Below are 13,333 nucleotides of genomic sequence, written 5' to 3'. Positions count from 1 at the left end.
TAATGCAGTCTCCCGGTTTGAAGTAAAAAAAGGTATCATCTGCCCTGCCGGTTTTCAGTTCCCTCCTGTTACCCGGTCCGAACCGATCTGGCGCAACCGGCGTGCGATCAGGCCGTGTCGCACGTGGCCCATGTCCGTGGCAGGGAGGAAAGAGGCGGTGCCCCTTTCGGGATGGGGATATCGGTCATGTTACGGGCGGTTTTTGGTGCCCCTGCCAAACGTATGATATGGCAGATGTGAACAGGCTAGGGCAGGCCACGTCCCCATGATGCGCTTCATTACCGATTTTGCCGATCAGGCCGATATTCTGCCGGTCGTGGCGACGGCTGCCTGTATCATGGGCGTGCGGGGATGGTGGCGGGGCATGTGGGTCTGGTGCACTGTTATCGGCCTGGCCCTGGGCACGATGCTGCTGCTCAAGATCGCGGGGCTGTATTATGCATGGTTCATGCACTCCCGTGTATTCAGCCCCAGTGGTCATGTGGCCGCTGCCAGCGTCACATATGGCGGTCTGCTGGTCATGCTGCTGCGGCGTGTGCTTGTCCGTCACCCGGTTACCATGCTTGTCCCCCTGCTGGGGGTTGCGGGTGTCGTGGGATATACCCGCTGGCGATTGCAGGCCCATACCATGGCCGAAGTCATGGTCGGCACATGCGTCGGGTGTATTGCCGGACTGGTATTGGGAATGAAATGTGGTCCGGTGCCCCGTTCGCTATGGGGATATATGCTGCCCTGTATCGCTGGTGTCGCCCTGCTGTTCCACGGGTTCCATCTTGGGGCGGAAGCGACGATCCGTCGGGTTTTTTCGCCAGAAGAGCTGTTTCCCGATCACCTGTAATGGACCGGACCTGTTTCTCTGTCTTTTAGGATTGTTTAAAATAATACATTGATAAAATTATAAAAATTTTGGCATATATTTATGTTAAAATGACGGCGCCTTGTAAATATTTACAAAAAACGGTCTTATTATTACATGGTATTTTCAGGACATGATTTTCAGTCAGCCGTCTATACTGATCTGGTTCCGCGCGCTGACGCGGCATCGTACCTGATCGCTCCGGGGGTTAGGGGGGCCGCTGGCCTACATGGCTGCGCGCACGACCGTAACCGGAATAGATGGCCAATCCGATCATGCCCCATGCCGGCAAAACCAGTATGGCGACCAGATCCAGCGACAGATACAGGTAAAGACACCCAAGAATGGCAAGTGGCGCGATGATCCAGATGGCGGGCGCGCGGAACGGACGCGCACGCATGGGGTCTGTCCGGCGCAGGATCAGGACGGATATCGCCACCATGGCGAATGCGAACAGCGTGCCGGAATTGGAATAGTCAGCCAGGGTACCCACCGGCAGGAAAGCAGCACCCGCGGCCGCGCCAATGCCGGTGACAATGGTGACGACATGCGGCGTGCGGTAGCGGGAATGGACACGGGCAAGGCCTGCGGGCAGCAGGCCATCGCGCGCCATGGTGAAAAAGATGCGTGTCTGACCGAATATCATCATCAGCACGACGGATGGCAGGGCCATGGTCGCGGCAAGGCCGATCAGGTTCCCGACCCGGTTCCACCCTATGGACCGCAGGATATGGGCCAGTGCTTCGTGTGAGCACGGCAGCGGGGTCGGTGCCCCGCCTGCCACGATTGCCTGGCACCGATGTGCCAGCGCCAGCGTGCCGGGGGCCAGCACGCTGCCATCCGCCGCCATGACGGGTTGTGCGCCCAGGGGGGAACCAATGGCCCCAAGGGCGACCAGCAGATAGAATGCGGTGCAGAAGCCAAGGGAGGCGATCAGCGCGACCGGAACATTGCGTTGTGGATTTTCCGTTTCCTCCGCTGCAGTGGAGACGGCGTCAAAACCGACATAGGCAAAGAATATGGACGCGGCCGCCCCGGCCATGCCGGTGATCCCGGTTGGCATGAACGGGGTGAAGTGGCTGGTGTTCATGACCGGAATGGCCAGAACGGCAAACAGCGTCAGGGCCATGACCTTGATTCCGACCAGAATGGCATTGGCGCGTGCGCTTTCGGTCGTGCCCAGAACAAGAAGCCATGTGATCATGAGGATAATGACGACCGCAGGCAGGTTGGCGTACCCCCCTGCCTGCGGGCTGTTGACCCACAGGGGGGATATATCAACATGAAACAGGTTCCGGACCAGTCCCACCATATATCCCGACCAGCTTGACGCCACGGCGGCCGCCCCGATGGCGTATTCCAGGATCAGTGCCCACCCCACCATCCATGCCTGCCGTTCCCCCATTACGGCATAGGTATAGGTGTAGGCCGATCCGGCAGCCGGAACCATGGACGCCAGTTCGCAATAGCAGATTGCAGCACACATGCAGATGAAACCGGCAAGGATGAAACTGAGCATCATGCCCGGTCCCGCCTTCTGCGCGGCTTCGGACGTCAGCACGAAAATGCCGGTGCCGATGATCCCGCCAATTCCCAGCATCGTAAGCTGGAACGCCCCCAGCGAACGGTTCAGCGATTTATTTTTTGATGTCGCAATGATTGCGTCCAGCGATTTCACGCGATCAAACTTCATCCACCCGGTTTCCCCGTCCTGTCCCTGCCGGGCATTATACCCTGCCCTGCAGGGAGGAACCTATGGATAAACGCGATATGTGCAAGCATGGGACGGGCATGCCGCATTTATGCTAATGCGAATGACCGCAGGGTAGGGGGATGCCCTGTCTGCCTGATCGTGAAATGTGAATTGATCTGACGGACCGCAAGGTGCCTGGCCTGTTTCGGGCGCAACAGGGCCAAAGATATATCCTGATGCGGCAGTCAACGTCTGGAGCGGGTCCTCGTGTTATTGATGCCTGTACAGATAATTAAGGAGATACAGGCTTATTTGTGGTGCATATTCAGACAGTATATCAGCCCGTCATGCGCCCAAGGAAATCAAACAGGCGCGGGTTGTCCGAATGCGCCACATTGAACCTGAACCATTGCGAGGGCTGTTCATCCGGGCGGAACAGGTGACCGGGCGCCAGCATGATGTCATATGAACAGGCACGTTCCGCCAGGGCGCGCACATCCCTGTCGGTTCCAAACCGGGCCCAGGCGAACATGCCGCCGGCGGGGTGGAAGTAAAGCTGCATTCCCGCCTGTTCCAGACGGGTGCAGACCCGTGCCTGTGCCCGCATCAGGCTTTCACGCAGATGCGCCAGATGGGGACGGTACAGTCCGCTACTGACAATGTTATGGACAATTTCCTCATTCAGGGGGGCGGTGGTCAGGTTACTGGCCATTTTCTGCCGCAGGATCCGCTGCGCGGTATCCGGGGCGCAGGCGACATATCCCACGCGCAGCCCCGGTCCGATGGTTTTGGAAAAGCTGCCGATATGGATGACCGCATTCAGCCCGCCCAGTTGCGACAGCGTCTGCTGCCCATCAGGGGCAAGATCAAGAAAGATGTCATCTTCAATCACGGTTACATCATGCTGCCGGGCAATGCGCAGGACGTCATGCATGTTCCGGGCCGTGCTGCAGGTGCCGGTGGGATTGTGCAGGATGGAGGTCGTTATGAACAGGCGTGGCTGGTACCGGCGCACCATGCGCTCCAGCTGTTCGGGGCATGGGCCGTCGCGCAGGCGCGGAATGCTGGCGATCTGCAGGCCCAGCGCCTGCAGGGCCGGGTAGAGATTGCAGTACCCCGGATCTTCCACCAGTATCGTATCACCCCGCGTTGAAAGGCAGCGCACCGCCAGTTCCAGCGCCTGGCTTGCGCCATGGGTCAGGATGATGCTGCTTTCGGTGCAGGCAATGTCCCGGCGTGCCAGCATCTGGCGGATATTGTGCCGTAATCCGGCATGGCCGTAGGGATTGCCGTATTCCAGCATGGCCGCCAGTTTCTGTGGCGACAGTTCTGTCAGCGCACGCCGGGCGGCCGATGTAAACAGCATGTCGGATGGCAGCCACCCGCATCCTGCCTTGATGACCGGGGCTTCGTCCTCATACGCGTGCTGAAGCAGCCACATGGAGTCAATGGAGCGCTGCAGCATCGGCGTGCCGCGTTCCGGCCCGATGACAAAATATCCCCGCGTGCCCCGGCTTTCCACCAGTCCCGTGCCGGCCAGCCGGAGGTATGTATTGGCGATGGTAATGGTACTGACCCCGCATTGCCGCGCCATGCGCCGGATGGATGGCAGCCGTTCCCCCCGACGCAGGACGCCGCTGCGGATGCGGTCTTCAAGATCCTGTCCGATCTGGCCGACAAGGGGCGTGTGGCTGCGTCGGTCCGGATTGGGGAAGGGGGAAGATGTCATGGAAAAGCCGGTGCCGATCAGTACAGTTTCACGAAGCGCGGCCGGATTGTACATATACAGGGCGCGGGCCGGGACTTACGGTCATGAAATGAATCGCCCCCGCATCAGGGACTGGGGGCGGATTTCAGTGCAGGATTGTAACATGGCTCAGGATTCAGAAAAAGCGGAACTCCTCCGGAACGAGCGCGAGGGGGTGTACTGGCAACCCTTTACCGCCAACCGTCATTTGCGCGCCAATATGCCCCCCCGCACGCTGGTCAGCGCCGAAGGGGCATATTACACAACCAGTGAAGGCCATAAGCTGTTCGATACCCTGTCGGGCCTGTGGTGTACCCCGCTGGGCCACGCCCATCCGCGCATTGTCGAAGCGGTGCGCAGGCAGGCCGAAACACTGGATTTCGCGCCAAGCTTCCAGTTGACCCATCCCGGCGCCATCTCGCTGGCTGAACGGATTGCCGACCTTGCCCCGCAGGGCATGAATCACGTCTTTTTCGCCAATTCCGGGTCGGAAGCGGTCGATACGGCGCTGAAGGTTGCGCTGGGGTACCACCGTATCAAGGGGGCAGGAAACCGTTTCCGCATGATCGGGCGTGAACGTGGCTATCACGGTGTCGGCTTTGGTGGCATGTCGGTGGGGGGCATCGTGTCCAATCGCAAGATGTTCGCAGCCGGCATGATGCCGGGCGTCGATCACCTGCGCCATACCTATGAACCCGCGCACATGGCCTTTACCCGCGGGCAACCGACATGGGGCACCCACCGGGCGGAAGACCTTGTCCGGCTTGTAACGCTGCATGATGCTTCCACCATTGCGGCGGTCATTGTCGAACCGGTGCAGGGATCAACCGGGGTGATCGTGCCGCCGGTCGGGTATCTGCAGCGCCTGCGTGAAATCTGCACGGCCAACGGCATCCTGCTGATCTTTGACGAAGTCATTACCGGCTTCGGCCGCATGGGCGAGAACTTTGGCGCCCAGCGTTTTGGCGTAACGCCGGATATCATTACCTTTGCCAAGGCCGTGACCAATGGCATCGTGCCGATGGGCGGGGTGATCGTCACGGACGAGATTTACAACACCTTCATGACCGGCCCGGAAAATGCCATCGAGTTCTGTCATGGCTATACATATTCCGGTCATCCCATGGCGGCGGCGGTGGGGCATGTCGTTCTGGATGTCATGCGTGAGGAAGGGCTTGTTGCCCGGGTGCGCGAACTTGAACCCGTGCTGGAGGATGCCATCCACAGCCTGAAAGACCTCGATGCCATTGCCGATATCCGCAATATTGGCCTGACGGCGGCCATTGACCTCAAGCCGGTGGATGGCAAACCGGGCGCGCGGGGGCAGGCGCTGTTTGAAGCCGCCCTGCGTGGCGGGCTGCTGTTGCGCGTGACGGGGGAGACGGTCTCCTTCGGGCCGCCGTTCATTTCCACCGCGCAGGAACTGCGTGACATGGTTTCGACACTTCGCCAGCTCATCATCCAGATCGGCTGAGCCACGACGTTCATACAGGAACAGGAAAACATCATGCCTTTGCTGCATTTTCACGTTGTAAAAGGACAGCGCAACCCGGCGGAACTGCGCGGGCTGCTCGACGCGGCGCATGACGCCATGCTGGAAGCGTTCAAGGTGCCCGCACGCGATCGCTACCAGCTGGTATCCGAACACGAACCCACCCATATGGTGATCGAGGATACGGGGCTGGACATTCCCCGCACGTCCAGGGTCGTGCTGCTGCAGGTGGTTTCGCGCCCGCGTGGCAAGGAACAGATTGCCGCGTTCTACAAGCTTCTGGCGGAAACGCTGCAGGCCCGCTGTGGCCTTGCGCCATCCGACCTGATGGTATCGATTATTGAAAATCAGGATGAGCACTGGAGCTTCGGCCTCGGCCGCGCCCAGTTCCTGACTGGTGAGCTGCCGCTGCCGGGCGCGCCTGCCTGAACACGTATGGCCGGGCTTTTATGGGAAAGCCCGGCTGTATCCTGCGCCGCGTCGTGTCAGCAGACCATTCGGGTCCATCTTTCAGGAGCGACCTGTTCAAATCGACAGGTTGATGAAACGCGAAGCGAATCAGCAGTTCGCCTTTTTTCAAGGTTTTCCGTCAAAGCTTCACGTGGAAATTTGGGGCGCCAGCATGGAGATGTGCCTTGCTCGGCATGTTCTGGCGATCGGTTTCCTTCACTGAATGAAAATTCTGGACTGACACGATCTTTCCTGTCCTGATCCTGCACCCCCTTTAGGGGCGTGGCTACCGTCGTATCGCGGCCGATGCACATAAGAAGCCGTTTGAAATAACCCATTGATAAGAAAAAATAAAATTTTTGAGTATCGCTTTTTTAAAGGCGACGTTTCCCGAAGTTTTTTGAAAAAAGTTTTACCAAAAAATTTCAGTCGATTTACAGGACGCTTTACAAACCATTTTCGGGTGCTGCTGGGCATGTGGATGCGGCGGCATGGTATTCATGTCATAGATAAATCCGACTTCTGTCTGCCTCTTTTGGTATTGGGCATGTCTATATTTTTCTGTCGAACGCGACAGGTCATGCAGGGGAATCAGGCCTGTATCCTGAAACAGATGTGGTATTGATACACTAATGTGACAATCCGCCATTGTTTTGTCGTGGGCTGATATCAGTTTAGGGGGAGAGGAGTACGGGAATGAAGTATATGAAATCCCTGATGACGGCTTTTACCGTCATGGCGCTGGCCGCCGCACCGGTTTTGCCACTGTCGTGCGCCCATGCGCAGCATGGTCCCGGTGGCGGTCCGGGCGGCGGGGGACATGGTGGTCCGGGTGGCCCCGGCGGTGGTGGTCGCGGTGGTCCGGGCTTTGGCGGCCCCGGCGGCGGCGGTCGTGGTGGCCCGGGCTTTGGTGGTCCCGGTGGCGGCCCCCGTGGCGGTGGCTGGGACAGGGGACCCCGGGGTGGCGGCGGCTGGGGTGGTCCCGGATGGTACGGTCCGCCGGGTTATTATGATGGTTATGGATACGGTTACGGTTATCCTGTCTACGGGTATCCCGGCTATTATGGCTATCCTTATGGTGGCTACGTGGGCGGTTGGGGCTGGGGCGGATGGTAACGCCCATCCGCTGGGCGGGATTACGCGGCTGGCCGGTGGCGTAATGCCAGCCACAGGGCTACCAGCAGGCCCATAATCGACAGGCTTCCAAACCATGTCAGTACGCCTGTTATCCCGCCAGGCCGGATTGCCAGCATCAATGCACAGGCAGGTGCTGCAATCCGGCCCATGACCGCCACGCGCCGCCCGTGGGGCGTCAGTCGCGCAAACCGGTAACGGGCTGGCTGCAGCCGTACATGACATGCAAAGGCCATCAGCCATAGTCCGCAGATGATGGCAAAGTTCATGTCCCGTCATCCTGCAGTTGACGCCGGGCATACAGCGCCATGATGGCGGCAAGTACGCCCAGCCCGTCCATCCCGGCATGGATTGCCCACAGGCTGCGGACCGCATGGGGGCAGACCACGACATCAAGCACCGGCAGGCCGCCCCCCAGCAATGCGGTCATGGCCAGTTGTGGCCGCCAAGCCGTATTCATGGATGTGCTGGTGGAGTGAAGGGCGGCATGTCCGGCACATAAAATCCATGCACCAAAAAAAAGACTGGTTTCCAGCCTGTCGCGTCCCGTCATGGTGGCGGGCAGCAGGTGATTGCACCACAGGAATACCAGTATGCTGATGGGCAGTCCGGTAATGGTCGTAATGGTCAGGCCTTCACCAATGCGAAAACCAATCCGGTGCCCGGATGCGCGGCGGCGTTTCATGATGAACAGCACCAGTCCACTGGCAATGGTGCCCGTGGCGCACAGCCCCGACAGGAAATACAGCCACCGCAACCCCAACGGGGCAAAGCGGGCATAATGCAGTCCATGCATGGCCTGCATGGTATGGGCGATCGGGCCGGGTGTTGTGGTCGTGCCCAGCAGGTGGCCGTCCGGCAGGCTGAAATCGGCATGGTCGCGGGTCAGGAATGGTCCGGATGCATCGCTGGCGTACAGGCTCAGGCGGTCAGGGGAAAACAGGATAAACCCGATCTCGCGACCGTGCAGGCTGCGGCGCGCTGTCGCCAGAAGGGGGGCAAGCGCGGGTAGCGGCGGCGGAGCGGCGGTGGTGACAGTCGGACCTGCCGCGGGCATTTCCGGCTTTTCCGGGGCAAACAGGTGTGTCAGCGGTGTTGCAGGCAGGATCAGGTTCGCGTTGACCACGGTGCCGGTGTAGATGATCATGATCGTAAACGGCAGGAACAGCACACCGACCAGCAGGTGGGCATCCAGCCATCCCCGCAGGCGTGCGGTGGACAGGCGCAGCATGACAATGTCCGGCACAAGCGCGCGCAGGTGTATGACAATGCCCGATACGATCGTAACAAGCAGGGCGATACCAAGGATATCGACGAGACGGGTGCCAGTCGTTCCGGCCAGTAGCGTGTAATGGAAACTGAAGAAGAATGTGCCCCCCATGGTGGCCCGTACCGTAATGGGCACGCCACTGCGCGGGTCGAACAGTGTGCCGACAAACTTCTGCCCGTCGTAATGCAGCACATCAAGGGTGGGCGACCGGGGTGATGGCAGGGTCAGGAAAACCGATGATCCGCGTACCTGCTGTTCATGGATCAGGGCTGCCGCGGCATCCAGCGCGGTGCCCGTCAGGGGGGCATTGGCCGGTACCTGGTTTTCAGGCTGCATCCACCGTGTCATTTCCGCGTCAAATACCGACAGGGTACCCGTCATGAAAATGCACGTCGCGATCAGGCCAGCCAGAAAACCGGCCCACGCATGTAGCCACCCCAGGCGGGTACGCAGGGTTTCACGCATTACGAAATCAGTTCGATAAGGACTGCAAGGCCGCCACCCATGCAGACAGACAGCACACCTGCCGACGAACTGAAACACAGCACGACCAACGCGGGCAGGCAGGCAAGGGCGATGATCTGTCCAAGCTGCGCGGTGGCGGCGCTGGCCGATACGCTGGCAATGACCATGAAATGGGCAAGCGCATAGGAAACCAGGCAGGCAGGCAGGATGCCGGCCACCCGGTTGCGTGTCAGGCGCGTCCTGTCCTGTGTCATATTGATCGCTACGGCTCCCTTCCGTTACGGCACATGAATAAATGCGACGCATTTGCATTTATGTCTATGCCATGGAAAGCCCGGTCATGCGAAGGGATACGGAATGTTTTTTATCATGGACCGTGACGCCAGCCACCCATAGCCGCTGGCCGCACTGAATTCATGCTGGCGGCCAGCGTGACGACCATGCCGTGGACCATCATGTCCACCCCGGCGCGCGCCATTGCGCCCCGGTGTTCGTGCGGTCGGTCTTGGGTCAGGCTGTCGTGTGGCGCACAGGCCGATCGGTGGCGGTATCCGCCAGATATACACTTACGACAGGTGTGGCGTGACCGTTCCGCAGTGGGGCGCACGCTGACGGATGAAGCGGAGCAGATTTTCCAGCGCCGTCATGCCATCCGGCCACAGGCCGACACGGGCATGGTTGCCAATATGACCGACCGTGCCAGCATTGACCAGCGTCGCCCCCCACAGGGCGGCAAGGTCACGGGCACGGGACATGCTCAGCCATTCATCATCCTGACTGGCCATAAGCATGGCAGGAAAAGGCAGCGGTGTTGTGGGCAGTGGCGCAAAACCGGCCACCCGTGCCGCGTCGGGACCGTGATGATGGTCAATATCCGCCGGTGCGACCAGAAACGCCCCCACGACGCCCGCAGCCCCCTGTTCGACCGCCATGCGTACACTCAGTATGGCGCCAAGGCTGTGGGCGACAAGGATAACGGGCCGGCGGCAGCTCCGCACGGCGTGTTGCAGGCCCTGCACCCAGTCCGGATAATGGGGATGTGTCCAGTTGTTCTGCTGCACACGTCGCACCGTCACCCCATGCAGGCGGAAAAATAACTCCCATTGTGACTGCCAGTGCTGCGGCCCGGACCCGTCCAGCCCAGGAACGATGACCACGTCAAAACCGGACAGGGCCTGTATCACTATCGCCCCGGCAGTCATGCTGCCATCTGGCGCAGGCAGCATGCCGGGCGGAACAACGGGTATTATGGGCGAAGGCACCTGCTCAGGATGCATGCGCAGGGACATTGTCGTGCTCCCGATGTAGGGAAAACAGTGTGGTCATGGGCGACCCGTTCACGGTTTCTATGCCGCGCGCGGGGTCTGCTTCAGGGACGGGCAACCCGCGCCAAGCCCATGCGCCACGCGGATGATGTCATTGAAATTCCGTTCCGTTGAGGCCGGGTGGATCAGTGTGCTGCGCACTGTATTGTCGGGATCTACAATGAAGGCGGCATGTTCTTCCATATCTTCGCCGCCCGGTCCGACATCCACCGTGACACCCCGCCACAGGGCGGCAATATGGCCTGTTTCATCATGAACGATCGGGAAATCCGGCATATCTGCCGCCGCCCCTGCGGAAGGCAGGGGGATCACGCCAGACAGAGGGGCAGGGGTAATGGGTGCAAGGCCCAGCAGGCGCACCGGCTGGGCGCGCGTACGTGCCCATCGCAGCCCGGCCCGCAGGCTGTGCATGCTGTAATCTCCCGGATGGGTCAGGACAATACGCCAGCACCCATGACCCCATGTATGGAAACGGACTGGCCCTGTGCCTGTCTCGGTCATGAAATCCGGGGCTTTCCAGCCGGGGAAAATTGCCATTGCCTGTCTCCTGATGATGAGGACGCCACGGGTGCGGACCTATGGTTCCATCATTCATTATGTGGATTATATAATCACATCCATAAAAATGTGCATATAAAAAATGTCATATAAAAATATAACAAAAAATAATGATATTTTGATCGTGAAAATTTCCCGCCATGCGCGTCGCACAGCGGATGTGCACGGGGCTAGGGCGTGTCACACAATCATTACAAAGGCATTCCTGCGGAAAGAATGCCCATTTAATAGACTGTAAACGTTAAAAATGTCTTCAAAATGCCATAAACAACGACAATCAAATGATGTATGGATAATTCCACTATAATAAAGTTATTATGTATTGACGCAGGGTACCCGGTGTGTATTGTTCCCGTTGAAAGACATACCGCACCCATCATGCAGGATGATTCCCCATGATCCAGCCAGCCATGCGAATGCGTTGCACCGATCGATGTCGCACCATTCCAGCCGTTCCCGTCATGCGGGCGGCCATTCCATAAAACAGCCGGCGGAAATCCTGCCGGAAACCGTCCGTGCATCGCCACGGACATGCAAGGGCAGTTTTTTCAATGCTTGAATCCCGTATCATCGAAATCGACGGCACATTCCTTGGCACCGTCATCCTGGAGGCGGATCGCCAGACGCGCCGCTTCTATGCCACGCATGACAGCGTGCGGGCATTTCATAACCGCACCCTGCACGGATCGGATGACGTGACCAGACAGGTCGCGCGCCTTTACCGCCGTTCCCACGTCCACGTGGACAGGCACGACGCCACAGGCGGAAAATGACCATGCGCCGGATCACATGCGGTCATGGTGCCGCATGAAGGGCAGGACGAATGCATGACAGCCCGGACGGATATGTTCCGTCCGGGCTGTTCTGTTGTGATCCTGCCATGGGGGCAGGGGTCGCCCCTGTCATCTGCGTCAGGCTGGCTGGCCCGCGGGCGGGGTCAGTCGGCCGGGGTTGGCTTTCCAGTCACGCAGTGCTTCCTCGCAATACGGCAGGACCTCAAACACCGCCATCATGCCCAGCGCCCCAAGGGCATAGGGCAGGCCAAGCGGCTCCCGCTTCAGCTGCGGCGGCGTGGAACGGATGATCCTGCGTCCCAGCAGGGCCTGTACCTGCGGCCAGTGCAGGACCGCGATCAGGGAAACGGCCATCAGCGGTACCATTTCCAGGAAAATAAGAATATACATACAAAACAATAAGTTAGTTTGTAGTTTTCCCGTGGTTTCCAAAGTTGTCCTGAAGCTTGTCCATAGCCTCACGAGCCAACACTTTTTGCCTGGCAGATTTCGTATAATGTTCGACCATTTCAAGCGTGGAATGCCCGGTGATCGATGCGATCTGATGGGACGTGCAGCCAGCCTCAGCCAACATGGCTGCCGCATATTTCCGCAGCCCATGCATGTTCAACCCCGCGGGCAAACCAAATTTCCTGACCTGTAACGCGATGCGTTTTGATAGATTTACTCCCACCCATTTTTCACCGCAGTTTTCAAGAATGTAGTCGCAGCCATCCTTTTTCCATTCCAACATCTCTGCGGCCAGTCTCGGATGGATAGGAATATAAACCTCAATATCTTTCGCCCCAGCGCGCTTTTTCTCTTGGTTCACATAAAGTTGCCTGCCTGACCAATGATCCCATCTCATTTTGATGAGATCGCCCCGACGTTGTCCTGTGTAGGCGGCCAGCAGGACAGCGCGGCGCAATGGCTCAGAAAAGCAGGTAAGCGCCGTCTCAACCTGAGATTCTGACCAGGCTATATATGACCCGATTGGTAGTTTTTTGACGCGGTAGGCAACATTGAATGGCAGCCAGTCCCGGTCAACGCCCCATCCTAAAATTGAGGACAGGACCACGATCATATTGTTTGCGCTACCGTTTCCTGTCTCCCTCGCGACCGTGTCTCTCAACTCCAGAATATGCCGCCTGCGTAACCCCTCGACGGGGATGCGGCCTATAGTTTCTATTTTTCGGATACTCGTCAGGTAATTATTTTGCGTCCTTTCTTTCAGGTGAGAAAACTCAGACGATTTTCTATATGCGGATAGAAGAGCATGAAGGCTTTTTTGATCCAATACTGGGTTTGGATCGGAACGTTTCCTTGGATACCGATATTCCTTGACTGTTCCGTCTGCCAACTTTTTCCGCACGATACGGACATCACCGCCACGCTCGTTCCATTTCTTCCCGGAAGATGGCGTCTGCGTCATTCTCGACCTTTCGGCTTCCCATAATCTGATCAAGTTCAAGCCGGTCATACCGAGGCGACCGAGGGCCAAAATGGCGCGATGGTTGGGGCAGCTTCCCAGCCCTCACCAGTCGCGGCAATTCATCCACGCGCCGACCAA

14 protein-coding genes are annotated in these 13,333 nt (G+C 58.8%); 5 read left to right on the top strand and 9 right to left on the bottom strand.

Going from position 1 to position 13,333, the window contains the following annotated elements:
* Positions 1-265: 265 nt before the first annotated feature.
* Positions 266-838 (top strand): phosphatase PAP2 family protein, encoded by a 573-nt coding sequence (locus B7449_RS04830; RefSeq protein ID WP_039734410.1) that lies wholly within the window; start codon positions 266-268, stop codon positions 836-838.
* A 226-nt stretch (positions 839-1,064) separates the two neighbouring features.
* Here B7449_RS04830 and B7449_RS04825 read toward each other — a convergent pair whose 3' ends face one another.
* Together B7449_RS04825 and B7449_RS04820 are read right to left on the bottom strand one after the other, a co-directional pair.
* Complete coding sequence (locus B7449_RS04825) at positions 1,065-2,549, bottom strand: amino acid permease (RefSeq protein WP_039734411.1); 1,485 nt, start codon at positions 2,547-2,549, stop codon at positions 1,065-1,067.
* 337 nt (positions 2,550-2,886) lie between these two features.
* A complete protein-coding gene (locus B7449_RS04820; RefSeq protein WP_039734443.1) occupies positions 2,887-4,278 on the bottom strand; it encodes an aminotransferase-like domain-containing protein in 1,392 nt (463 codons plus the stop codon).
* 142 nt (positions 4,279-4,420) lie between these two features.
* Between B7449_RS04820 and B7449_RS04815 the strand changes: the two genes are divergently transcribed.
* The 3 genes from B7449_RS04815 to B7449_RS04805 all read left to right on the top strand — a co-directional run bounded on the left by B7449_RS04815 (position 4,421) and on the right by B7449_RS04805 (position 7,354).
* The gene (locus tag B7449_RS04815; RefSeq protein ID WP_039734412.1) at positions 4,421-5,770 is read left to right on the top strand and encodes an aspartate aminotransferase family protein; all 1,350 of its coding nucleotides are present in this window, start codon (positions 4,421-4,423) and stop codon (positions 5,768-5,770) included.
* A 33-nt stretch (positions 5,771-5,803) separates the two neighbouring features.
* Positions 5,804-6,217, top strand: coding sequence for a tautomerase family protein (locus B7449_RS04810; RefSeq protein WP_039734413.1), 414 nt, complete (start codon positions 5,804-5,806; stop codon positions 6,215-6,217).
* Positions 6,218-6,943: 726 nt separating this feature from the next.
* The gene (locus tag B7449_RS04805) at positions 6,944-7,354 is read left to right on the top strand and encodes a hypothetical protein (protein WP_048883435.1); all 411 of its coding nucleotides are present in this window, start codon (positions 6,944-6,946) and stop codon (positions 7,352-7,354) included.
* A 20-nt stretch (positions 7,355-7,374) separates the two neighbouring features.
* On the opposite strand, the gene B7449_RS04800 is transcribed toward B7449_RS04805, so the two are convergent.
* The 5 genes from B7449_RS04800 to B7449_RS04780 form a co-directional block, all read right to left on the bottom strand.
* Positions 7,375-7,641, bottom strand: a complete 267-nt coding sequence (locus tag B7449_RS04800; RefSeq protein ID WP_039734414.1) for a hypothetical protein — start codon at positions 7,639-7,641, stop codon at positions 7,375-7,377.
* On the bottom strand, positions 7,638-9,107 hold the full coding sequence (locus tag B7449_RS04795; protein ID WP_039734415.1) for a PepSY-associated TM helix domain-containing protein: 1,470 nt from the start codon (positions 9,105-9,107) through the stop codon (positions 7,638-7,640). The genes B7449_RS04800 and B7449_RS04795 overlap by 4 nt, the downstream gene beginning before the upstream one ends.
* Positions 9,107-9,361: a hypothetical protein gene (locus B7449_RS04790; RefSeq protein ID WP_039734416.1), complete on the bottom strand. Its 255-nt coding sequence runs from the start codon at positions 9,359-9,361 to the stop codon at positions 9,107-9,109. The genes B7449_RS04795 and B7449_RS04790 overlap by 1 nt, the downstream gene beginning before the upstream one ends.
* 312 nt (positions 9,362-9,673) lie before the next feature.
* Complete coding sequence (locus B7449_RS04785; RefSeq protein WP_048883399.1) at positions 9,674-10,396, bottom strand: RBBP9/YdeN family alpha/beta hydrolase; 723 nt, start codon at positions 10,394-10,396, stop codon at positions 9,674-9,676.
* A 57-nt stretch (positions 10,397-10,453) separates the two neighbouring features.
* The gene (locus B7449_RS04780; RefSeq protein ID WP_039734417.1) at positions 10,454-10,969 is read right to left on the bottom strand and encodes a thioredoxin domain-containing protein; all 516 of its coding nucleotides are present in this window, start codon (positions 10,967-10,969) and stop codon (positions 10,454-10,456) included.
* A 572-nt stretch (positions 10,970-11,541) separates the two neighbouring features.
* On the opposite strand from B7449_RS04780, the gene B7449_RS04775 reads away from it, so the two are divergent.
* The gene (locus tag B7449_RS04775; RefSeq protein ID WP_039734418.1) at positions 11,542-11,763 is read left to right on the top strand and encodes a hypothetical protein; all 222 of its coding nucleotides are present in this window, start codon (positions 11,542-11,544) and stop codon (positions 11,761-11,763) included.
* 138 nt (positions 11,764-11,901) lie between these two features.
* Here the strand turns inward: B7449_RS04775 and B7449_RS04770 are convergent, their stop codons facing one another.
* Together B7449_RS04770 and B7449_RS04765 are read right to left on the bottom strand one after the other, a co-directional pair.
* Positions 11,902-12,138 (bottom strand): hypothetical protein, encoded by a 237-nt coding sequence (locus B7449_RS04770; RefSeq protein WP_244465745.1) that lies wholly within the window; start codon positions 12,136-12,138, stop codon positions 11,902-11,904.
* Positions 12,139-12,187: 49 nt separating this feature from the next.
* Positions 12,188-13,195, bottom strand: coding sequence for a tyrosine-type recombinase/integrase (locus B7449_RS04765; protein ID WP_159108150.1), 1,008 nt, complete (start codon positions 13,193-13,195; stop codon positions 12,188-12,190).
* Positions 13,196-13,333 lie beyond the last annotated feature (138 nt).

Source organism: Komagataeibacter intermedius TF2 (assembly GCF_000964425.1).
Taxonomy (GTDB): Bacteria; Pseudomonadota; Alphaproteobacteria; order Acetobacterales; family Acetobacteraceae; genus Komagataeibacter; species Komagataeibacter intermedius.
This window is presented reverse-complemented; position numbering and strand designations above follow the sequence as displayed.